Here is a 21,987-nt window from a genome sequence, read left to right as displayed (position 1 = left end):
TTGGTGTATACTTTTAACTTCCACTTAACCGGATCATGACTACGGCATGACCGGTTTGCGCAGCTACCTGACCTTTATCGGAGACAACGCGCCCTTCCTTGCGACGGGTGCGCTGTTGTCGTTTCTGTCCAGCTTCGGGCAGACCTTTTTCATCTCGATCTTCGGAGGTGAAATCCGGGCCGATTACGGCCTGACCAACGGCGAATGGGGCCTGATCTATATGGTCGGCACCGGGGCTTCGGCCTTGCTGATGGTGTTCGCAGGTGGGTTGGCCGACCGTTTTCGCGTGCGCAGCCTTGGTATCGTCGTGGTCTGGATGCTGGCGCTGGCTTGTCTGGCGATGGCGTTCAATCCGGCGGTGGCGCTGTTGCCTTTCGTCATCTTCGCACTGCGGTTCACCGGACAGGGCATGACCAGCCATGTGGCCGTCGTGTCGATGGCGCGCTGGTTCGTCGCCACACGCGGGCGGGCTCTGGCTATCGCCGCGTTCGGCTTCATGCTGGGCGAAGCGACATTGCCGCTGACGATGGTCTGGCTGAAATCCTTTATCGACTGGCGGATGCTGTTCGTCGGCAGTGCCGTGTTCTGCGTGCTGGCAAGTGCGGTGCTGTTCCGTCTTCTCCGTCTGGAACGCACGCCGCAATCCGTGGCGGAAAGCAACCAGTCCACCGGCATGGACGGCCGCTACTGGACCCGAGCCGAGGCGCTGCGCCATCCGTTGTTCTGGGTACTTGTGCCTGCGGTCATGTCGTTTTCCGGTTTCGGCACCGCGTTCTGGTTCCATCAGGCCCATTTCGCAGAAATCAAGGGCTGGTCGCACCTGTCACTGGTCGCGGTCTTTCCGCTGGGCACGGCCGCGCTGCTGTTTTCCACCATCGTCTATGGCTGGGCCGTCGACAGGTTCGGCGCAGTGCGGCTGTTGCCAATCTACCTGTTGCCGCTGGTCGTGGCCTTCGTGCTGCATTGGTATGCGCCCTCGCTTTGGTGGACGGCGATTGCTATCATCCTGATGGGGCTGGCGGGCGGCGGGCAGGCGACGATCCTGAACGCCTGCTGGGCAGAGCTTTACGGCACGCGGCATATCGGGGCGATCAAATCGGTGGCGACGGCGCTGATGGTGCTTGGCTCCGCCATCGGGCCGGGGTTCAGTGGCTGGCTGATCGACGCGGGCGTCGGGTTCGAGGTGCAGCAATTGGGCTATGCCGCGCTGTTCGCTTTTGCCTCGCTTATCATGATCGTGCCAGTCAGACAGGCGCGGATCGCGCTAACGCCTGCGGCGTAAATAGACGTAATAGGCCCCGTGCCCGCCGTGTTTCAGATGCGCGGGTGTGACTTGCAGGATCGCCTGCGCCAAGGGCGGCATGGCCATCCATTGTGGCACCTGATGGCGCAATACGCCGTTGCGGGTGGGGATCGGGCCGCCATCGTCGCGGTCCTTGCCTTTGCCGGTGATGACCAGAACCAGCCTGCGCCCGATCGCCTGCGACCCAAGGATGAAGGCCAGCAATTCGGGATGCGCCTCGGCCATCGTCATCCCGTGCAGGTCGATCCGCGCCTCTGGTACCAGCTTGCCGCGCTTCATCTTGCCAAAAGATTTGTTATCCATGTTGACGGGCGCATTGGCCAAGCGGTGCGTGATGCTGGGCAGCAGGTCGTTGGGCCGGTGCGCATTGGCCTTTTGACCAACGCGAAAATCGGGCAAGGGGTCGCGCGGCGCGACGGTCTTCTTGTGCACGGGTGATAGCGGGGCGGGGTCGGGTTTTGCCTCGGGGGACATCGGCTTGGTCGTGCCCTTGACGCGATCCCACAGCGCGCGTTCTTCGGGGGACAGATGGCGTGGCTTGCGCATCAGATAACCCCCGCGACCATGCGGTCCGCAACCGCGATTGGGAGCAGCACGATCATCCGGCCACCATGTTTCACGCCGCCCGCAATAGCGCCTGCCGCATCACCCGTCCCGAAGAAAATATCCGCGCGCTGCGCACCCTTGATCGCTGATCCTGTATCCTGCGCGACCATCAGCCGCGTGATCGGGTCGGGCGCGTCCTTTTCGATCCAGACCGGCGCGCCCAGCGGCACATGATCGGGATCAACCGCAATCGTCCGCCCTGCCGTGACAGCGCGTTTCATCGCGCCAACAGGGCCATCATCATCCGCCAGATGGGTCAGTTCGCGAAAGAACACATAGCTTTCGTTCATCCACAGCAGATTGCGCCCGGCAACAGGGTTCTGGCTGACCCAATCCCGGATGAAGGCAGCCGATACCCTGTCCGGCGACACAACACCGCGCGCGACCAGTTCCTTGCCGACCGACGTATAGGGCAGCCCGTTTTTGGCCGCGAAACCCAAGCGCAGGACGGACCCGTCCGGCAGACGGATGCGCCCCGACCCTTGCACCTGCAGGAAAAACGCATCGACCGGATCGGCAAGCCATGCGATCTCGTGGCCCTTGGCAAGGTCATCTTCCGCGATCTGGCGACGTGTCGCCCCTGTGGGCAGATCCGGCGGCACGGCGTGAACAGGATAGCGGAACCTGTCATCAGGCACGCGCGCACCCACGATTTCAGGCTCATAATAGCCGGTGAATAGCATGGGCGCGCCATCGGTGATCATCACAGGGCGGAAATACAATTCGAAAAAACCGCGTGGGTCGGTGCTGGTTGGCGCCAGATGGCAAGCGGCCTGCCACCAAGGGTCGGTGATGCGGTCGGTTGTCTTGCAGAAAACGTCAAGGGCGGCGCGATGATTATCGGCCGCCCATCCGTTCAAGTCATTGAAACTACAAATCTGATATGCCGCATTGGCCATCGTGCTGCCTGTTTTTCCGATAGGCTGCCAACAGCTGCCGCCGGATCATTCGCCCGTGGCGACCAGTTTCCAGTTCGGATCACCGCCATCCATCTTGCGCGCAAAGGTCCACGTATCCTTGAGCCGCTTGATTTCTTTCTCGCTGCCTTCGACGACTTCGCCTTCGGCATTGCGGACCACAGATGTCATCTCGCTTTTGAAGCGGACGGAAACCTCGCCTTCCTTGGTCATCTCGTCAAATTCCGCGTGGGCGAGCGTCATGTCGCTGATACCGATAAAGTTTGCGGTGACGGTCAGACCCTGGCGCTGGCGTTCATCAACGACGCTGGCGAAAGCTTCGTAGACGTCCTGCGAAATGAACGGCACGATACTGTCCAGATCGCTGTTCTCGAACGCCATCAGGATCATTTCATAGGCACCCCGCGCGCCACCCAGAAATTCGCTGACATTGAAATCGGGGTCGACCCGCTTCATCGCGGCAAGTGCCTTGGCCGCAGCCGAGCTTTCTTCGACGTGATCCGTGATGTCGAGATCGGGCCCGCCTTCGATCACATCGAAATCAGGCTTGCGGCGTGTGGTCGTTTCCTGCCGTGTCACGGCAGGTTTTTCAAAACCTTCGCGCGTGCCCAGAACGCCACGCAAGCGCAGGATCAGGAAAACAGCGATGCCCGCAAGCACCAAAAGCTGGATAATCGGAGAGTTCATCAGGACCTCGTGTCAGAACAAGGCATGGAAACATGCCCTTTGGTTTCTTATGTAGGTCACGGGTCCGGTCAAGTCCACCGTGCCCACCAACAAGTTATGAAAGGCCCACGCCATGTGGCTTTTGTTTGCATTCATCGCTGTGCCGATGATTGAAATCGCGCTCTTCATTCAGGTCGGCGGCCTGATCGGGGTCTGGTGGACCTTGCTGATCGTGCTGGCCACGGCATTGGCCGGATCGTATCTGGTCCGGCATCAGGGCCTGCACGAGCTTGGTAAGCTGCAACGCTCGTTTTCGGATCTGAAGGACCCGACCGAACCCTTGGCGAACGGGGCAATGATCCTTTTCGCGGGGGCCTTGTTGTTAACGCCCGGTTTTTTCACGGATGCGGTGGGTCTTTCACTGCTTGTGCCCGCTGTACGGCGCGCAGCCTTTCTCTGGATCAAGGCGCGTGTGCGGTTTGCTAAGTTCGAGGCCCGTCAAGATCCAACAGAACCCCGGCGCCCCGCCGACACGGTCATCGATGGCGAGTTCGAGGAGATATCACCCGAGAAACGCCCGACACATCCACCGTCCAAATGGACCCGGCATTGAGCCTGCGGACGTGGGCTGCTAGGAACAGGCAACCAAATAGCAACCACAGCAGGTTTTCATGACTGATACACCCGATAACGCCGCCCCAACCACAGGTGCCGCACCGCAACAGCAACAGATCACCAGCCGCGTTCTGGCGCAGTATATCCGCGACATGTCGTTCGAAAACATCCTGGCCCAGAAGGGCGTGAAGGGTGACGCGCAGCCGGAAATTCAGGTGCAGGTCAATCTGGACGCCCGCAAACGCACGGCGGACCAGCAGTTCGAGGTGATCACCAAGCTGAACATCACCAGCAAGACCAAGACGGCAGGCGAACCCCTCTTCGTGCTGGAAATCGAATATGCCGGCGTGTTCCACGTCGAAGGCGTCCCCGAAGAACAGATGCACCCATATCTGCTGATCGAATGCCCGCGCATCACCTTCCCGTTCCTGCGCAGGATCGTCAGCGACGTCACACGTGACGGCGGTTTCCCCGCGCTGAACCTTGAGACGATTGATTTTCTTGCACTTTACCGTGCTGAATTGGCACGTCGTGCCGAGGCTGACAAGAAAGTCGTCAACTAGCCACGTTTCCAAAGCGCCGCGTCGCCCATCGCCTCGACAAAGGCTGTATGGGCGGCGGTTTCTTCGGGTGTGATGCGTGGTGCCAACGGCACAGGGCGCGGCCCGGCGCGCCATGCCGTGCCGTCCTGTTTCGTGCTGCCTGCGCCGCCTTGGGCCAGCGCGAAATCGGGCTGACGACCGCCGATCAGCTCCAGATAGACTTCTGCCAGAATTTCACTATCGAGCAGCGCGCCGTGCAAGGTGCGTGACGAATTGTCGATACCAAAGCGACGGCAAAGCGCGTCGAGAGAGGCCGGAGAGCCGGGAAATTTGCGCCGTGCGATGGCCAGCGTATCAACCGCGCGATCCATCGGCAGGGCAGATTTGTACAGCCAGCCGAGTTCGGCATTCAGGAATTTCATGTCGAACGCGGCATTGTGAATCACCAGCTTTGCATCACCGATGAAGGCCAGAAAATCGTCGGCGATATCCTTGAACAGCGGTTTGTCGGCCAGAAAGTCATCACCCAAGCCGTGAACGGCAAAGGCTTCGGCAGGCATGCTGCGCTGGGGGTTGATGTATTGGTGATAGGTGCGGCCCGTCGGCACATGGCGGATCAGTTCAACCGCACCGATTTCGACGATCCGGTCGCCTTCGCCGGGTTCAAAGCCGGTGGTTTCGGTGTCCAGAACGATTTCGCGCATGTCTTACCCCGTCAGCTTTGTGATCAGTTCTTGCACGGCGGCGCGGGTGTCGTCCAGCGTCAGCGTCTCGATCAGATAATCGGCGCGGGCCCGTTTTTCGGCGTCGGGGATCTGGCGTTGCAGGATCTGGTCGAGGTGCGGAGACGTCATGCCGGGCCGGGCAAGGACACGGTTGCGCTGGACATCCGCGGGCGCAGTGACGACAAGAACGGATGAAAGCCAGTCGTCCGCCCCCGTTTCGAACAAGAGCGGAATGTCAAAAACCAGAAGGGGCACTAAATGATCCGCGATAAAAGCCTGCCGGTCGGCCGCCACCAGCGGGTGCACGATCTGTTCTATCTTGCCCAAGGCGGTCGGATCAGCGGCGATGATGTCCTTCAATTTGTCGCGTGACACGGCGCCATCAACGATGGCATCTGGATAGACGAGGCGCAGCGCGGGGACGGCAGCGCCACCTTGGGCATAAAGCCGATGCACCACGGCATCGGCATCCCAGACCGGCACGCCCGCATCGCGGAACATTTGGGCGGTCGTGGATTTGCCCATACCGATCGACCCGGTCAGGCCCAGATAATGCGTCATGACAAGACAGCGCGGCGCAGTTTGTCGTCAACCTCTGGCCGTTTGCCAAACCAGCGTTCGAAACCGGGTACGCCTTGATGCAACAACATGCCAAGACCATCGACCGTGACGCAGCCTTTTTCAGCAGCGGCATCAAGGAACTTGGTGCGCAGCGGCGTGTAGACGATATCCGTCACCACGGTCCCTGAACGGAGCCCGTCAAGCGGCACGCGGAATTCCTGCCCCCCGGTCATGCCAAGCGAGGTCGTGTTCACCACAGTCGCGGCATCGGGCAACACGGTCCCCGCCTGCACCCAATCGACGATACGGATACGGGCACCGAAATCAGCGCGCAAGGCTTCGGCCTTGGGACGGGTGCGGTTGGTGAGGATGATTTCGGGCGCGCCAGCCTCGATCAAGGACACGATGACGGCGCGCGCGGCACCGCCTGCGCCAAAGACGACGGCAGGGCCGGTCTTGGCATCCCAGCCGGGCGCGCCCTGGCGGAGGTTTTCCAGAAATCCGTAACCGTCTGTATTATCTGCGAATACTCGACCGTCTTCCTTGAACGTCAACGTGTTGGCCGCCCCGATCAGCGTCGCGCGGTCGGTCAATTGATCGGCGATCTGAAGGACCGCAACCTTGTGCGGCAGGGTCACGTTCACACCGACATACCCCTGATCCGGCAAGGACCGGAGCGTGCGGTGCAGCGCGTCCTCGGTCACCTGCAAGGCGTCATAGCTGCCTTCGATGCCATAGCGCTGCAACCAATGCCCGTGCAGTTTGGGCGATAGCGAATGGCTGACCGGGTTGCCGATCACACCGGCGCGGGGAAAGTCTGTCATGATGGCAATGTTCCGCGAAGCGTCAGATATGACAAGAGTTCAAGCAGGGGCAGGCCAAGAACATTGAAATAATCTCCTTCGATGCGTGTAAAAAGTCGCACGCCTTCTTCCTCGAGCTTGTAGGCACCGACAGCGTGGCGGATGCTGTCCCAGTTCCGGTCCACATAGGCAGCAAGATAGTCGTCGGATGCGTCACGCATATGAAGGCGGACGACACCGACATGCCGCCAAAGCGGCCTGCCTTCACCATAGATGACGGCGGCCGAGAGTAGTTGGTGTTTCCGACCGCGCAGGGCGCGCAACTGGGCGAGCGCGGCGGCGGGCGTTTCCGGTTTGGCGAAGATGTCCTGATCGACGGCAAGGATCTGGTCGCAGCCGATCACCAGCGCGTCGGGATGTTTCGCGGCGACGCGTTGAGCCTTGAGTTCAGCAAGCGTGTCCGCAATGTCGCGCGGCGACGCATTTTCGGATTGCAACGACGCACGCACGGCGTCCTCGTCGATCCGGGCGACGTGGACGTCAAAGACGACGCCTGCGTTGCGCAGCAGCTGCGCCCGGATGTCAGAACCGGACGCGAGGATGATCTTTTCTTGCATGTGGATAACCTGATGGAAAAATCCGTGGCAACTGGCCGGGAAACGAACCCTAAGATGGGTGTTACCGCCTGACTGTGTAGAAACCTAGACTTGTTGGTGGCGATGACCGCCTTTTTCCACCGTGGGAAAGGATAAGTCAGGGGTGTGGAAGAATCGGACACCGTTGGCCTGTCAAGGCAGGTAATCAGGGCGAATGGTGATTCTTTGTGTCACTTAAATATATGATATTAAATACTTTTGACAGTAAACTGATCTGTAATTGACCGTCCGTGACCAAGATACCACCTGTTGATAACTCTGCGGATGAAAAAAGGAACCACAGGAAAAAGGTGCTCTAAAATCAACATCATCTTTTCTTTCTCTATATATAATTATTAAAGAAGCCTGACCCTCACATGCGAGTAGCTTATGTCTGATCTAGTCTTCGCTCTGTCTCCTTGGATCAAGTCCTTGCACGTCATGGCGGTGATCGCCTGGATGGCGGGGCTGTTCTATTTGCCGCGGCTCTACGTCTACCACGCAGAACGCGCGACGGTGGGGTCAGAGCTTGATCAGACGTTCCAGATCATGGAAGAAAAGTTGCTGCGCCTGATCATGAACCCGTCGATGATTGTCGCTTGGGTGGCGGGTCTTCTTTTGTTGTCCACGGGTGTGTTCGATTGGGGTGCGGCTTGGTCATGGATCAAGATCGCCGCTGTTCTGGCGATGACGGGCGCACATGGCTGGATGGCCAAGCGCCGCAAGGAATTCGCGGCTGGCCAAAATACGCGGACCGGGCGGACGTACCGGCTGTTCAACGAGGTGCCGACGGTTCTGATGGTCGTGATCGTGATCGCTGTGATCGTGCGGCCATTCTGAAGATACGTTGACTCGGCTGGCGAGCGCGCTTATCAGACGCAGGTGGTCCGTCCGGAGCATTTATTTCCCCATCCGTCCCTCTATCGTCGGCGCAGCTGTCGGCACTGGATTTTCTTATGCAACAAGACCGTTTGAACCTTGCCGATCTGAAGGCGCAAAGCCCCAAGGATCTTTTGTCGATGGCAGAAGAGCTTGAGATCGAAAACGCATCGACGATGCGCAAGGGCGACATGATGTTCGCGATCCTCAAGGAACGCGCGGATGACGAATGGGTCATCGGCGGCGACGGCGTGCTGGAGGTTTTGCAGGACGGGTTCGGTTTTTTGCGGTCACCAGAGGCGAACTATCTGCCGGGACCGGACGACATTTATGTTTCGCCCGACATGATCCGGCAATATTCGCTACGCACCGGCGATACGGTCGAAGGCGTGATGAAGGAACCCAACGACAACGAGCGGTATTTTGCGCTGACGTCGGTAGAGCGGATCAATTTCGAGGATCCTGAAAAAGCGCGCCATAAGGTCGCGTTCGACAACCTGACGCCGCTTTATCCTGATGAGCGGTTGAAGATGGAAATCGACGATCCGACAGTCAAGGACAGGTCGGCCCGGATCATCGACCTCGTCGCACCAATCGGGAAAGGGCAGCGGTCCTTGATCGTGGCGCCGCCGCGGACAGGCAAGACCGTGCTGTTGCAGAACATCGCCAATTCCATCGGAAAGAACCATCCTGAATGTTACCTGATCGTCCTGCTGATCGACGAGCGGCCCGAAGAGGTGACCGACATGCAGCGGTCGGTGAAGGGTGAGGTTGTGTCGTCGACATTCGACGAACCGGCGACGCGGCACGTGGCAGTGGCCGAGATGGTCATCGAAAAGGCAAAACGTCTGGTCGAGCATAAGCGTGACGTGGTGATCCTGCTGGATTCGATCACGCGTCTGGGGCGCGCGTTCAACACTACCGTGCCGTCGTCGGGCAAGGTGCTGACGGGCGGTGTCGATGCTAATGCGCTGCAGCGGCCCAAGCGGTTCTTTGGTGCCGCACGCAACATCGAGGAGGGTGGATCGCTGACCATCATCGCGACGGCGCTGATCGATACCGGCAGCCGGATGGACGAGGTGATTTTCGAAGAATTCAAAGGTACCGGCAACAGCGAGATCGTTCTGGACCGCAAGGTCGCCGACAAGCGTGTGTTCCCTGCGATGGACATACTCAAGTCCGGGACGCGGAAAGAGGAATTGCTGGTAGATAAATCCGACCTTGCCAAGACTTATGTCTTGCGCCGAATCCTGAATCCGATGGGAACAACCGATGCGATCGAATTCCTGATCGGGAAGTTGAAGCAGACCAAGACAAATTCTGATTTCTTCGATTCGATGAATACTTAACTTATTGTTTTATAATAATGAGTTAGAGATATGGACACGATATTTGCACTTGCCACCGCCCGGGGACGGGCGGGTGTTGCGGTTGTCCGCATCTCTGGTGTGGCCGCTGTTGCTGCTGCGGCACGGCTGATGGGTCATGTACCGGCAGCGCGTGGTCTGCGCGCTTTGCGTGATTGCACCGGCAATCTGATCGACGAGGCGCTGGTGCTGCGGTTTGATGCGGGTAAAAGCTTTACCGGCGAGGACGTTGTCGAACTGCATCTGCACGGCAGCCCGGCCGTTGTCGCGGCGGTCTTGCGTATCCTGGGCGATGACCCGGTGTTGCGTCCTGCTGAAGCAGGCGAATTCACGCGCCGTGCCCTGGCCAACGGGCGGCTTGACCTTGCGCAGGTCGAAGGGTTGGCCGACCTGATCGATGCAGAAACGGAAAGCCAGCGCAGGCAGGCGGTGCGGGTGTTCTCGGGGGCATTGGGAGCGATCGCGGATAATTGGCGCAAAAAGTTGATTCGCGCTGCAGCCTTGCTTGAGGCGACGATTGACTTTGTCGATGAAGACGTGCCGGTCGATGTCGTGCCCGAAGTGCGTGACTTGCTCATGGATGTTCGGGCAGAAATGGCACGCGAGGCGGCGGGCGTGCGGATGGCGGAACGGCTGCGGGACGGGTTCGAAGTTGCCATTATCGGTGCACCGAACGTCGGTAAGTCTACCTTGCTGAACAGGTTGGCGCAGCGTGATGTGGCGATTACGTCGGACATCGCCGGGACGACACGGGATGTTATCGAAGTGCGATTGGACTTTGATGGTATTCCGGTCACGTTGCTGGACACAGCAGGGTTACGCGAAACCGATGACCTTGTCGAAAGTCTGGGCGTCGCACGGGCGCGGGCGCGGGCAGAACAAGCCGACTTGCGGATACATATGTTGTTGGACACAAACATTCCGCCACATGATCTTGAAGCAGGTGAGATTTACGTCAAAGCCAAGGGCGATGTGGGCAACAGCGGCGATCTTGCCGTGTCGGGGCTGACGGGCGCAGGTGTTGATGATCTGATTGCGTTGATCGCAGCAGAATTGACCAAACGCGTCGCGTCTGTCGGTTTGGCGATGCGGGAACGGCACAGATTGGCCTTGCTGCGGGCGGTGTCATCTCTGGATGCGGCGGGTGCGGGGCTTGATCTGGACCACGGCATGCTTGATCTGATCGCAGAAGATCTGCGCACAGCCCTCCGCGCGGTGGATAGCCTTGTCGGTCGGGTTGATGTAGAACATGTCCTCGACGAGATTTTTTCCAGCTTTTGCATTGGCAAATGAGGAGTGTTTCACGTGAAACATCATGACTACGACGTCATCGTCATTGGTGGTGGCCACGCTGGCAGCGAAGCCGCGCATGCGGCTGCCCGCATGGGCGCGCGCACCGCATTGGTAACGCTGACGCGCAGATCGATTGGCGTAATGTCGTGTAATCCTGCAATCGGTGGATTGGGCAAGGGCCATCTTGTCCGAGAGATTGATGCGCTTGATGGCGTCATGGGCCATGTGGCGGACCGTGCGGGTATCCAGTTCAGGTTGCTGAACCGCAAGAAAGGTCCTGCCGTGCAAGGACCGCGGGCACAGGCCGATCGCGCGATCTATCGCGACACGATGCAAGCGGTGTTGGTTGCGCAGCTGGGTCTGTCCATCCTCGAGGGTGAGGCGACAGATCTTGTGATGGACGGTGATCGGGTGGCTGGTGTGCAGTTGCGTGGCGGAATCGTCCTGTCGGCGCAAAGCGTCATTTTGACGACAGGTACTTTTCTGCGCGGCGTCATCCATATCGGCGATGTGTCGCGGCCCGGTGGACGCATGGGTGATGATCCCTCGGTTCGGATGGCCGAACGTCTGGACAGTTTTGGGCTGCCGATGGGGCGGCTAAAGACCGGCACGCCGCCGCGTCTGGATGGACGCAAGATCCGTTGGGATGTTCTGGAAACCCAGCCGACGGATGATGATCCGGTCCTGTTTTCATTCATGTCCAAGGCGGTTTTTGCGCGGCAGGTCAACTGCGGCATCACGCATACAAACGAGAAAACACACGACATCATCCGCGCGAACCTGGGACGCTCTGCCATGTATGGCGGCCATATCGAGGGGGTCGGGCCGCGCTATTGCCCATCGATCGAAGACAAGGTGGTGCGTTTCGCTGACAAGACATCGCATCAGATATTTCTGGAACCCGAAGGGCTGAACGATCATACGATCTATCCGAACGGCATTTCGACATCCTTGCCCGAAGATGTGCAGCTTGACTATGTTCGGTCGATTCATGGCCTTGAAAATGCGATCATCCTGCAGCCGGGATATGCGATCGAATATGACTACGTTGATCCGCGTGCCCTCCGGCCAACGCTTGAACTTCGCGATGTACCTGGCCTTTATCTGGCCGGCCAGATCAATGGGACAACAGGTTACGAAGAAGCGGCAGCGCAGGGGCTGGTTGCCGGGTTGAACGCGGCGGCATATGCGCTGGAAAAGGACTCGGTTCTCTTCAGCCGACGGGAATCCTATATCGGGGTCATGATTGACGACCTGATTACCCGTGGTGTGTCAGAACCTTATCGCATGTTTACATCACGGGCAGAGTTTCGGTTGTCTCTGCGCGCGGACAATGCCGACCAACGCCTGACAGCGCGCGGTCGTGACATTGGATGCGTCGGCGATTCGCGTTGGATAGCCTTCAGCGGCAAGATGGACCAAATCATGACGGCCAAGAGCAGGCTTGCGCAGATCAGCCTGTCGGCCCGCGATATTGCGGCGGCAGGGGTGCAGTTAAACCCCGACGGACCGCGCAAATCGGCATTGGAGGCTTTGGCTCTGGCTGATTTCGGTTTTGATCAGCTGCATGTCCTTGCGCCTGAAACATCCTGTTTCGCGGTTGAAATCCGGGATCAGGTCAAAAAGGACGCCTTGTATGCTCACTACATCACCCGACAGGAACGGGACGTTTCGGCGATGGAACGTGATGAACAGCAAATCATCCCCGATGACCTTGACTACGCGGCCGTGCGCGGCCTGTCCTTTGAACTTGTCACCAAGCTTCAAAAAGTACGTCCCGTTTCAATCGCGCAGGCTGGGCGAATCGAGGGGATGACGCCAGCCGCTTTGATGCTGCTGATCGGCGCGATCAAGCGCCATACGCTGGCTGCGACCGGAACCTGACAGCATGACGGAACTGGGTGGGGTCGATGTTTCACGTGAAACAATGGCGGATTTACAGGCGTTTGCTGTGCTTGTCCTGAAGTGGACCCCAAAGATAAACCTCATTAGCGCCAACTCAGAATCTGTTATCTGGGACCGTCACATCGTTGATTCGGTGCAGATTTATCGGCACACACCCGTCGGCTTTAGGATTTGGCTGGATATTGGCAGCGGCGGCGGATTTCCCGGTATCGTCGCGGCGATTCTCGGCAAAACCCACCATCCCGATGCGCGGTTCATCCTCATCGAAAGCGACCAACGCAAAGCAACCTTCCTGCGCACAGCCATCAGAGAGCTGAATTTGACCGCATCTGTCCTTGCCGACCGGATCGAGGATTTGCCACCGACAGGCGCTGATGTTGTGTCCGCACGTGCCTTGGGTACTGTATCTATGCTTCTGCCGCTAATCGCACATCATATGCGGCTCGAAGGAACCGCGATTTTACACAAGGGAAAACTTGTCAGTTCAGAAATCGCGGATGCCCGCAAGAACTGGCGCTTTGACCTTGAAGAAGTGCCCAGTTTGACTGATCCTGACGGACGACTGCTCATGATCCAAAGGATACACCGTGCCACTTGATAGCCCCAAAGCTGGCCCAAAAATCATCGCAATCGCCAATCAAAAGGGCGGGGTAGGCAAAACGACGACGACGATCAACCTGGGTGCAGCGCTTGCAGAGCTGAAAAAGCGTGTGCTTTTGATCGATCTTGATCCGCAGGGCAATGCCTCGACTGGTCTCGGGGTGGGCGCGGAACAACGGAATCTGACAACCTACGACGTTTTATCGGGCGATTCGACCGTGCTCGAGGCGACGCAATCCACCAACGTGCCTGGGCTGATGATCGTCCCTGCAACGACCGACCTCAGCTCTGCCGATCTGGAATTGTTCGACAACAAAAAGCGCAGCTTTCTGCTACGGGATGTGCTGGAAAATGTCACCGGATACGACTACATATTGATAGATTGTCCACCGTCGCTCAACATATTGACGGTCAATGCGATGGTTGCCGCGCAATCGATTCTGGTGCCTTTGCAAAGCGAATTCTTTGCGCTCGAAGGATTGTCGCAGTTGATCCTGACTGTCCGCGATGTCCGTCAGTCGGCAAATCCCGACCTTCGGATCGAGGGGATTGTGTTGACGATGTATGACAGCCGCAACAACCTGTCGCTTCAGGTCGAACAGGATGCCCGCGAAAACATGGGTGACATGGTCTTCAAGACCGTGATCCCCCGCAATGTCCGCCTGAGTGAGGCCCCGTCGTTCGCCATGCCCGTTCTCGCCTATGACAGCGCCTCCAAGGGTAGCCTTGCCTATCGCGCTCTGGCACGCGAGATCATCAAGAAATCAAGAAAACTGAAGGCTTAGCATTATGGCACGCAGCATTAAAAACCCGCGCGGTTTGGGGCGTGGCTTGTCCGCCCTGATGTCCGATGTCGGCCAGTCCGACCCGTCTCAGCCGGCCGCAAAGAAGCGAGACATGATTGTCCCGGTAGAGCGTGTCCGACCGAACCCAGATCAGCCGCGCCGCACGTTTTCCGAGGATGCTCTTCAGGAATTGGCAGCCTCCATTGCCGAAAAGGGCATCATTCAGCCCCTTATCGTGCGCGTGTCTCCGCAAGACTCGTCCAGTTACGAAATTGTCGCAGGCGAACGCCGCTGGCGCGCCGCGCAAATGGCGAAATTGCACGAAATTCCCGTGTTGGTCCGCGAATATACCGATACCGAAGTCCTCGAAGTCGCCATCATCGAAAACATCCAGCGCGCTGACCTTAACGCCGTGGACGAGGCCGCCAGCTATCGCCAGTTGATGGACAAGTTCGGCCATACGCAAGATCAGATGGCGACGGCACTGGGCAAAAGCCGAAGCCATATTGCCAATCTTCTCAGGCTGTTATCCTTGCCGGAAGAGGTGCAGGGCTATCTCGTCTCCGGTGCTCTGACGGCAGGGCACGCCCGCACCCTTGTCGGCCATCCGCAGGCCGTGACCCTGGCGCGCGAATTCATCCAGCGCAAACTTTCGGTCCGAGAGGCAGAGAGCCTCGCCAAAAAAGGCCCCGCGATCAAACGCCGCTCCGTTCCCGGTGCGCCAGTGCCAAAGGACCCCGACACGATCCAGATCGAAAACGAATTGTCGGCAACCCTGCACATGAAGGTCACGATCGACCACAAGGCAGGCGAAGAAGGCGGCAAGATCTCGATCAGCTACAAATCTCTCGATCAGCTCGACGATCTTCTGCGCGCCCTTGCGGGGAATTAATCTTCCAGCAACATCCGTAACACCGCGTTCAGCACCGGCCGGCCCGCCGCCGTAGTGCGCAGCCGGTCCTCTGCAATCTCGACCATGCCCATATCAGTTAAATCACTGATTTTGCTGGACAAAGCCGCCATATCCAGCCGGTCCAGCAAAACACCTTCGGTCAGCCGCATCCCCATCAACAGCCGCTCCGTCTCTTGCGCAGCATCGTCCAACACGCTGCGTCCCAGATCGCCATTGCCCGTCTTGCGCACCTGCGACAGCCACCCGACGGGCGCCGGCCCCGCCTCGGTTGCATAGCGTTGGCCACCCAGCGTCAGCCGCCCATGCGCGCCGGGCCCGATCCCCGCATAATCGCCATACCGCCAGTAAATCTGGTTGTGGATGCTTTCACACCCCGGCCGCGCGTGGTTCGACACTTCATAGCCTGCAAACCCATGCGCCGCGCAAACCTCTTGCGTCAGCGCATACATATCCGCAGCCGCATCATCATCCGGAAGTCCCCGCAGCTTTCCCGCGGCATAGCGATCACCAAAGGCCGTCCCGTCCTCGATCGTCAGCTGGTAGAGCGACAGGTGATCCACGGCAAGGCTCAGGGCCTCGCGCAATTCTGCTTCCCACGCCGCCACACTCTGCCCTTGGCGCGCATAGATCAGATCGAAACTCACCCTGTCGAACACGCCGCGCGCAATCTCGAAGGCCCGCAGCGCTTCGTCCCGCCCATGCAACCGCCCCAGCGCCTTGAGGTCGGGATCGTTGAGCGCCTGAATGCCCATCGACACCCGATTGACGCCCGCCGCGCGATAGCCCGCGAACCTGTCCGCCTCGACCGAAGTGGGGTTCGCCTCCAGTGTGATCTCGATATCATTGGCCATCGGCCATGTCGCGCGCACCCGCGTCAGCACCGCATCGACAACCGCAGGGTCCATCATGCTGGGCGTCCCGCCGCCAAAGAAAACCGACCGCAGGACACGCCCTTCGGTCTCTTCCCCCAAGCGGCTGATTTCACTCAGATATGCCGCTTCCCACGCTTTGTGGTCGATTTGCGCCACGACATGCGAATTGAAGTCGCAATAGGGGCATTTGGCCTGACAGAATGGCCAATGGATATAAAGGCCAAAGCCCCCGTGTTCCCAATCCTCAGCCAAAGCAGCCCGCGATCAGCTTGCGGAACGCGTCAGCGCGATGGCTGATCTTGTTCTTTTCCCAGCGGTCCATTTCCCCAAAGGTCTGTGTATACCTTTCGGGCTGGAAAATCGGGTCATAGCCATGCCCCTGATCGCCCCGCATCGGCCAGACGATTTGGCCCGGCATCACGCCTTCGAACACCTCGTCATGCCCATCCGGCCAGGCCAGCACCAAAGTGCAGCGAAACTGCGCCAGACGTGGGAAAGGGGCGTTTGCCGCTTCCAACTCGGCCCAGGACCGTTCCATCGCCATCATGAAATCCCGCCCTTGCGGTGTTTCGGCCCAATCCGCCGTATAGACCCCCGGCGCACCACCCAACCCGTCAATCGTGATCCCGCTGTCATCCGCTAGGGCGGGCAGGCCGGTCGCCAGCGCTGCCGCATGCGCCTTGATCCGCGCGTTGCCAACAAAGGTTGTTTCGGTCTCTTCCGGCTCCGGCAAGCCGTGATCCGCATTGCTGGACAGCGTCACGCCAAAGGGTGCCAGCAAATCGGCCATCTCTTCCAGCTTGCCCGTGTTATGGGTCGCCACCAGCAGATGATCGCCAGCAAACTTTCGCATCAGCGCACCGCGGCCAGTTGCAAGGCCGTCAGTTCCGCCACGCCTTTTTCCGCCAACCCCAGCAAACCGTCCATCTGCGCACGGCTGAAGGTCGCGCCTTCAGCCGACATCTGCACCTCGACCAGCCGCCCGCCGGTCATGACGAAATTGCCGTCGACACCTGCTTCGCTGTCCTCGGGATAATCCAGATCCAGCACTTCCTGCCCTGCATAGATCCCGCAGGAAATCGCCGCGACCGGATCGACTAGCGGATCGCTGATGATCTGGCCCGTTTTCATCAGCTTCAGCACCGCCAGTTTCAGCGCGACCCAGCCACCGGCGATCGACGCGCAGCGCGTCCCACCATCCGCCTGAATGACATCGCAATCCACGATGATCTGCCGCTCGCCCAGCGCCACACGGTCCACCCCTGCGCGCAGGGAACGCCCGATCAGTCGCTGAATCTCTTGCGTGCGGCCAGATTGGCCTTCTTTCGCTTCGCGCCGCATCCGCGTGTTGGTGGCGCGCGGCAGCATCCCGTATTCCGCCGTGACCCAGCCAAGGCCCGTATTCTTCATGAATGGCGGCACACGTTCGTCGATAGAGGCGGTGCAAAGCACATGGGTATTCCCGCATTTGATCAGGCAGGACCCTTCGGCATGCATCGTGACATTGGTCTCGATCGTCACGTTGCGCATTTCGTCGATCTGGCGGCCGGATGGGCGCATGGGAATACTCCTGTTGCTTGCCTTGCGGGCATAGTATGCCCACATCTGAAATCCAACCCCGATTGACGTGCTGCGCAACTTGGCATTAACTGCCTTCGCCCTGAAAGAGGACAACGTGCCGGACCAGACCCCAAATATCGCCGAGATGAACGACCGTTCGCGCGAAGTTTTTCGCCGCGTCGTCGAAGGCTATCTGGAAAGCGGCGCACCTGTCGGGTCCCGCAGCCTGACCCGCACCCTGTCGGAAAAGGTCAGCGCTGCGACGATCCGCAACGTAATGCAAGACCTTGAATATCTTGGCCTTCTGGGCAGCCCGCATGTCAGCGCAGGCCGTGTTCCTACCCAGCTTGGCCTGCGGATGTTCGTCGATGGGTTGCTGGAAATCGGCGATCTCGATGGCAAGGACCGCCAAACTATCGACCAGACGATGCAATCCAATGATACTGACGTGGCAACGATGCTGGATCAGGTCGGGCAGGCGCTGTCGGGTGTGACACATGGTGCCAGCCTCGTGCTGACCCCCAAACATGAGGCGGCGATCAAGCATATCGAATTCGTCTCGCTCAATAAGGACCGCGCGCTGGTGGTGCTGGTCTTTGCTGACGGCCATGTCGAAAACCGAATTTTCACGCCACCCCCCGGCCAGACCCCGTCCTCCATGCGAGAGGCTGCGAATTTCCTCAACGCGATCGCCGAAGGGCATACTCTGTCCGAACTGGGGCAGGTGATCGCGCGTGAAATCAAGGCCCGCCGCCGCGAGATTGACAGTCTGGCCGCCGACCTTGTCCAAAGCGGCCTTGCCCTGTGGGAAAACGAAGGCGAGGCGACCGAACGCCTGATCGTCCGCGGGCGCGGCAATCTGTTGACCGATAAGGAAAACGACGGCGATCTGGACCGCATCCGCAGCCTGTTCGATGATCTGGAACGCAAGCGCGACATCGCGCAGTTTCTTGATCTTGCCCAGGATGGCGACGGCGTGCGGATTTTTATCGGGTCAGAGAACAAATTGTTCTCTTTGACGGGTTCATCTCTGGTCGTTTCCCCTTATATGAACGCCGACCGCAAGATCATTGGCGCCGTGGGCGTCATTGGCCCGACCCGGCTGAACTATGGCCGTATCGTGCCGATCGTGAATTACACTGCACAGCTGGTGGGCAAGATGATTGCCGACCGCTCCTGAAGGAAGACAGACATGGCCGACAAAGACGCCGCATTCCAAAGTCTTGATGAAATGGCCGCCGAAGGCGATGCGATGGATCAGGCCGCCGAGGCCGGATTAGAAGAGCTCGACGCCCTGCGCGCCGAGCGTGACGAATTCCGTGACAAGTTCATGCGCGCCTTGGCCGATGCGGAAAACACCCGCAAACGCGCCGACCGCGACCGGCGGGAGGCTGAAAACTACGGCAGCGCCCGTTTCGCCCGCGACATGCTGCCGATCTACGACAACCTCCGCCGCGCCCTGCAATCTGCCGACGAGGCAGAGCAGGACGTGAACAAGGCCCTGCTGGAAGGCGTCGAGCTGACGATGCGCGAATTGATTTCCGTGTTTAAGAAACACGGCATCGACCCGATCGTGCCGCAGGTCGGGGACCGTTTCGATCCGCAACTGCATCAGGCGATGTTCGAAGCACCGCTGCCCGGCACCAAGGCTGGCGACATCATTCAGGTTGCGGCCGAAGGCTTCATGTTGCACGACCGTCTGCTGCGCCCCGCGCAGGTTGGCGTGTCATCGACACCGGCATCGTAAGTCGGGGTTTTACCCCGGCTCCACCATCCCGCGCAGCTCGTAAATCAGCGCCAGCGCCTCTTTCGGGGTCAGTTCATCCGGTAGCACGGCCTTCAACCGCGCCTCCACCTCGGATGCTTGGTGTTTCACGGGCGGCGGGGCGGGCATTGCAGCTAATAACGGCAGATCGTCCACAAACGCCTTGCGCCCTCCTTCGCGTTCGCCTTTTTCCAGCGCTTCCAGCACCACCTTGGCGCGGTCCACCACCACCTGCGGCAGCCCTGCCAGCCGTGCCACCTGCACGCCATAGCTACGGTCTGCCGTGCCGCGTTTCACCTCGTGCAGGAAGATCACGTCGCCGTCCCATTCCTTGACCGTCACGGTGGAGTTTTCTACGCCCTCCAGCTTGGCCGATAGCGCCGACATTTCGTGATAATGGGTGGCGAACAACGCGCGGCAGCGGTTCACATCATGCAGATGTTCCAGCGTTGCCCAAGCAATCGACAACCCGTCATAGGTCGCCGTGCCGCGCCCGATTTCATCGAGGATCACCAGCGCGCGGTCATCGGCCTGATTGAGGATCGCTGCCGTTTCCACCATTTCGACCATGAACGTCGACCGCCCGCGTGCCAGATCATCCGACGCGCCGACGCGGCTGAAAATCTGGCTGACGATCCCGATATGCGCCGCCGTCGCTGGCACAAATCCCCCCATCTGTGCCAAAATCGCCATCAGCGCGTTCTGCCGCAGAAAGGTGGATTTGCCCGCCATGTTCGGCCCTGTCAGCAACCAGATCGGGGCCTCGGTCAGCGCGCAATCATTGGCGACAAAGGGTGCGCCCTGCTTTTGCAGGGCCATTTCCACGACCGGATGGCGCCCGCCGATAATCTCGAACGCGCGGCTGTCGTCCAGCTTTGGCCGCACCCAGTTTTCGGTGCGCGCCAGATGCGCCAGCGCTGTGGCCAGATCAACCTCGGCCAAGGCGCGCGCCAAGGCACCCAATTGTGCGGCCTGCGCCAGAATGGCGTCTTTCAGGCTGGAATAGAGCCGCTTTTCAATCTCGAGCGCATGCCCGCCCGCGTTCAGGATACGGGTTTCGATCTCGGACAGGTCCACCGTTGTGAAACGCACCTGGTTGGCGGTGGTCTGGCGGTGGATGAAGGTGTCGCTCAGCGGCGGGGCCAGCATCTTTTCGGCATGGGTCGCGGTGGTTTCGATGAAATAGCCCAGCACATTGTTGTGCTTGATCTTCAGCGAGGTGATCCCCGTCTGCGCGATGAAATCGGCCTGCATCCCCGCGATCACCGACCGGCCTTCGTCACGCAATTTGCGCGCCTCGTCGAGGTCGGCGTCATAGCCCGCCGCGATGAACCCGCCGTCGCGGGCCAGCAGCGGCGGTTCGGCAACCAGGGCGGCATCGAGCAAGGCCAGCAAATCATCATGCCCCGCCAGATTGCGCGCCACATCGGCCAGCAGCGGCGGCATGTCAGGATGCACCGGCAACCGAGCCGCCTGCGCAATCGTGTTGCGGATCGCGGTCATGTCGCGCGGCCCGCCACGGTCCAGCGCCAGCCGCGACAACGCGCGGTCCAGATCATGCGTACCGCGCAAAGCGTCGCGGATATCATCGCACAGCCGCGATTGATCTGCCATAAACGCGACAGCATCCTGCCGCGCCGTGATGACGGCCAGATCGCAGCTGGGCGATGCCAGCCGTCGTTCCAACAGCCGCGCGCCGCCCGCCGTCACCGTCCGGTCGATGCAAGCCAGCAGCGATCCCTGCCGTCCGCCCGCAAGTGCATGCGTCAGTTCCAGCGACCGCCGTGTCGCGGCGTCAATCTGCATCGCGGATTTCTGGGTTTCGCGCACCGGCGGGCGCAGCAGGGGCAGGTTGCCGCGCTGGGTGATCTCAAGGTATTCGGCCACAGCGGACATGGCGGCAATCTCGGCCCGTTCGAACGCGCCGAAAGCATCCAGTGATCCGACCTTGAACAGCGCGCACAGCCGTTTTTCCCCCGCCGTGCTGTCAAAGGCCGCCGCGCCCAGTGTCGTCAGCGTCGCACCTGATTCAGACACTAATCCTGCCCAATCACCCTGCGCACTGTCTACCACGATCACCTCGCGCGGGGTCAGGCGGGCCAGTTCCGGCCCCAATTTCGCCCCCGCGCAAGGCATCACATGAAACGCCCCCGTCGAGATATCGACCCAGGCGAGCGCCCCTTGGTCGCGCACCACGTGAAACGCCGCGAGATAGTTGTGCCGCCGTGCATCGAGCAGCGAATCCTCGGTCAGCGTGCCGGGGGTGACCAAGCGCACAACCTCGCGCCGGACCACGGATTTGGAACCGCGCTTCTTGGCCTCGGCGGGGCTTTCCATCTGTTCACAGACGGCCACGCGAAACCCCTTGCGGATCAGGGTCAGGAAATAGCTTTCGGCGGCGTGATGGGGCACACCGCACATCGGGATGTCGTCGTCGTCATGTTTGCCGCGTTTGGTCAGCGCGATATCCAGCGCCTCGGCTGCGGCGACGGCATCGTCAAAGAACATCTCGTAGAAATCGCCCATGCGATAGAACAGCAGGGCATCGGGATGCTGCGCCTTGATCTCCAGATATTGGGCCATCATGGGTGTGGCTGTCGTGTTCATCTTGCCCCCGCAAACATTGGTCGCACACTATCCAGCGGACCCTTGTGGCGAAACCCCGAAATGTATCC

At 59.8% G+C, this 21,987-nt stretch carries 23 protein-coding genes; 12 read left to right on the top strand and 11 right to left on the bottom strand.

Features of this window, described 5'->3' with window-relative positions:
- Positions 1-46 precede the first annotated feature (46 nt).
- Positions 47-1,282, top strand: a complete 1,236-nt coding sequence (locus tag H147_RS0105310) for an MFS transporter (RefSeq protein WP_019954315.1) — start codon at positions 47-49, stop codon at positions 1,280-1,282.
- Here H147_RS0105310 and H147_RS0105305 read toward each other — a convergent pair.
- The 3 genes from H147_RS0105305 to H147_RS0105295 are packed head-to-tail and all read right to left on the bottom strand — an operon-like array spanning position 1,265 to position 3,513.
- Positions 1,265-1,849, bottom strand: a complete 585-nt coding sequence (locus tag H147_RS0105305; RefSeq protein ID WP_019954314.1) for a Smr/MutS family protein — start codon at positions 1,847-1,849, stop codon at positions 1,265-1,267. The genes H147_RS0105310 and H147_RS0105305 overlap by 18 nt on opposite strands.
- A complete protein-coding gene (gene mltA / locus H147_RS0105300; protein ID WP_019954313.1) occupies positions 1,849-2,808 on the bottom strand; it encodes a murein transglycosylase A in 960 nt (319 codons plus the stop codon). The genes H147_RS0105305 and mltA overlap by 1 nt, the downstream gene beginning before the upstream one ends.
- Before the next feature lie 45 nt (positions 2,809-2,853).
- On the bottom strand, positions 2,854-3,513 hold the full coding sequence (locus H147_RS0105295; RefSeq protein WP_019954312.1) for a Tim44/TimA family putative adaptor protein: 660 nt from the start codon (positions 3,511-3,513) through the stop codon (positions 2,854-2,856).
- A gap of 112 nt (positions 3,514-3,625) precedes the next feature.
- On the opposite strand from H147_RS0105295, the gene H147_RS0105290 reads away from it, so the two are divergent.
- Entirely contained in the window at positions 3,626-4,105 is a 480-nt protein-coding gene (locus H147_RS0105290; RefSeq protein ID WP_019954311.1) for an FxsA family protein, read from the top strand.
- Between the two features lie 58 nt (positions 4,106-4,163).
- A complete protein-coding gene (gene secB / locus H147_RS0105285) occupies positions 4,164-4,670 on the top strand; it encodes a protein-export chaperone SecB (RefSeq protein WP_019954310.1) in 507 nt (168 codons plus the stop codon).
- Here secB and dnaQ read toward each other — a convergent pair.
- From dnaQ to H147_RS0105265, 4 genes are read right to left on the bottom strand one after another with little or no spacing between them, the layout of a single operon-like run.
- The gene (gene dnaQ, locus H147_RS0105280) at positions 4,667-5,353 is read right to left on the bottom strand and encodes a DNA polymerase III subunit epsilon (RefSeq protein WP_019954309.1); all 687 of its coding nucleotides are present in this window, start codon (positions 5,351-5,353) and stop codon (positions 4,667-4,669) included. The genes secB and dnaQ overlap by 4 nt on opposite strands.
- Positions 5,354-5,356: 3 nt before the next feature.
- The gene (gene coaE / locus H147_RS0105275) at positions 5,357-5,935 is read right to left on the bottom strand and encodes a dephospho-CoA kinase (protein ID WP_019954308.1); all 579 of its coding nucleotides are present in this window, start codon (positions 5,933-5,935) and stop codon (positions 5,357-5,359) included.
- On the bottom strand, positions 5,932-6,759 hold the full coding sequence (locus H147_RS0105270; RefSeq protein WP_019954307.1) for a shikimate dehydrogenase: 828 nt from the start codon (positions 6,757-6,759) through the stop codon (positions 5,932-5,934). Before H147_RS0105270 ends, coaE begins: the two co-directional genes overlap by 4 nt.
- Positions 6,756-7,355, bottom strand: a complete 600-nt coding sequence (locus H147_RS0105265) for a Maf family protein (RefSeq protein WP_019954306.1) — start codon at positions 7,353-7,355, stop codon at positions 6,756-6,758. The genes H147_RS0105270 and H147_RS0105265 overlap by 4 nt, the downstream gene beginning before the upstream one ends.
- 408 nt (positions 7,356-7,763) lie before the next feature.
- On the opposite strand from H147_RS0105265, the gene hemJ reads away from it, so the two are divergent.
- The 7 genes from hemJ to H147_RS0105230 all read left to right on the top strand — a co-directional run bounded on the left by hemJ (position 7,764) and on the right by H147_RS0105230 (position 15,094).
- Positions 7,764-8,213, top strand: a complete 450-nt coding sequence (gene hemJ, locus H147_RS0105260; protein WP_026352269.1) for a protoporphyrinogen oxidase HemJ — start codon at positions 7,764-7,766, stop codon at positions 8,211-8,213.
- 116 nt (positions 8,214-8,329) lie between these two features.
- A complete protein-coding gene (gene rho, locus H147_RS0105255; RefSeq protein ID WP_019954304.1) occupies positions 8,330-9,601 on the top strand; it encodes a transcription termination factor Rho in 1,272 nt (423 codons plus the stop codon).
- 30 nt (positions 9,602-9,631) lie between these two features.
- Entirely contained in the window at positions 9,632-10,912 is a 1,281-nt protein-coding gene (gene mnmE / locus H147_RS0105250; protein ID WP_019954303.1) for a tRNA uridine-5-carboxymethylaminomethyl(34) synthesis GTPase MnmE, read from the top strand.
- 12 nt (positions 10,913-10,924) lie between these two features.
- Positions 10,925-12,796 carry a tRNA uridine-5-carboxymethylaminomethyl(34) synthesis enzyme MnmG gene (mnmG, locus tag H147_RS0105245; RefSeq protein WP_019954302.1) on the top strand — a complete coding sequence of 624 codons (1,872 nt, stop codon included), beginning with the start codon at positions 10,925-10,927 and terminating at the stop codon, positions 12,794-12,796.
- A gap of 4 nt (positions 12,797-12,800) precedes the next feature.
- Positions 12,801-13,415: a 16S rRNA (guanine(527)-N(7))-methyltransferase RsmG gene (gene rsmG, locus H147_RS0105240; protein WP_026352268.1), complete on the top strand. Its 615-nt coding sequence runs from the start codon at positions 12,801-12,803 to the stop codon at positions 13,413-13,415.
- Entirely contained in the window at positions 13,405-14,202 is a 798-nt protein-coding gene (locus tag H147_RS0105235; RefSeq protein ID WP_019954300.1) for a ParA family protein, read from the top strand. Before rsmG ends, H147_RS0105235 begins: the two co-directional genes overlap by 11 nt.
- A 4-nt stretch (positions 14,203-14,206) precedes the next feature.
- Complete coding sequence (locus tag H147_RS0105230; RefSeq protein ID WP_019954299.1) at positions 14,207-15,094, top strand: ParB/RepB/Spo0J family partition protein; 888 nt, start codon at positions 14,207-14,209, stop codon at positions 15,092-15,094.
- Here H147_RS0105230 and hemW read toward each other — a convergent pair.
- From hemW to rph, 3 genes are read right to left on the bottom strand one after another with little or no spacing between them, the layout of a single operon-like run.
- Positions 15,091-16,239, bottom strand: coding sequence for a radical SAM family heme chaperone HemW (gene hemW, locus H147_RS0105225; RefSeq protein ID WP_019954298.1), 1,149 nt, complete (start codon positions 16,237-16,239; stop codon positions 15,091-15,093). The genes H147_RS0105230 and hemW overlap by 4 nt on opposite strands.
- Complete coding sequence (gene rdgB / locus H147_RS0105220) at positions 16,232-16,840, bottom strand: RdgB/HAM1 family non-canonical purine NTP pyrophosphatase (RefSeq protein WP_019954297.1); 609 nt, start codon at positions 16,838-16,840, stop codon at positions 16,232-16,234. The genes hemW and rdgB overlap by 8 nt, the downstream gene beginning before the upstream one ends.
- Positions 16,840-17,547, bottom strand: a complete 708-nt coding sequence (gene rph, locus H147_RS0105215) for a ribonuclease PH (protein WP_019954296.1) — start codon at positions 17,545-17,547, stop codon at positions 16,840-16,842. The genes rdgB and rph overlap by 1 nt, the downstream gene beginning before the upstream one ends.
- Positions 17,548-17,662: 115 nt before the next feature.
- Between rph and hrcA the strand changes: the two genes are divergently transcribed.
- Together hrcA and H147_RS0105205 are read left to right on the top strand one after the other, a co-directional pair.
- On the top strand, positions 17,663-18,727 hold the full coding sequence (gene hrcA / locus H147_RS0105210) for a heat-inducible transcriptional repressor HrcA (RefSeq protein ID WP_026352267.1): 1,065 nt from the start codon (positions 17,663-17,665) through the stop codon (positions 18,725-18,727).
- A gap of 12 nt (positions 18,728-18,739) precedes the next feature.
- Complete coding sequence (locus tag H147_RS0105205) at positions 18,740-19,294, top strand: nucleotide exchange factor GrpE (RefSeq protein WP_019954294.1); 555 nt, start codon at positions 18,740-18,742, stop codon at positions 19,292-19,294.
- Positions 19,295-19,303: 9 nt separating this feature from the next.
- Here H147_RS0105205 and mutS read toward each other — a convergent pair whose 3' ends face one another.
- A complete protein-coding gene (gene mutS, locus H147_RS0105200; RefSeq protein WP_026352266.1) occupies positions 19,304-21,919 on the bottom strand; it encodes a DNA mismatch repair protein MutS in 2,616 nt (871 codons plus the stop codon).
- Between the last annotated feature and the right edge of the window lie 68 nt (positions 21,920-21,987).

The organism is Yoonia vestfoldensis DSM 16212, assembly GCF_000382265.1.
Classification (GTDB): domain Bacteria; phylum Pseudomonadota; class Alphaproteobacteria; order Rhodobacterales; family Rhodobacteraceae; genus Yoonia; species Yoonia vestfoldensis.
The sequence above is the reverse complement of the archived record's forward strand: the minus strand, read 5'-3'. Positions and strand labels throughout refer to the sequence as shown.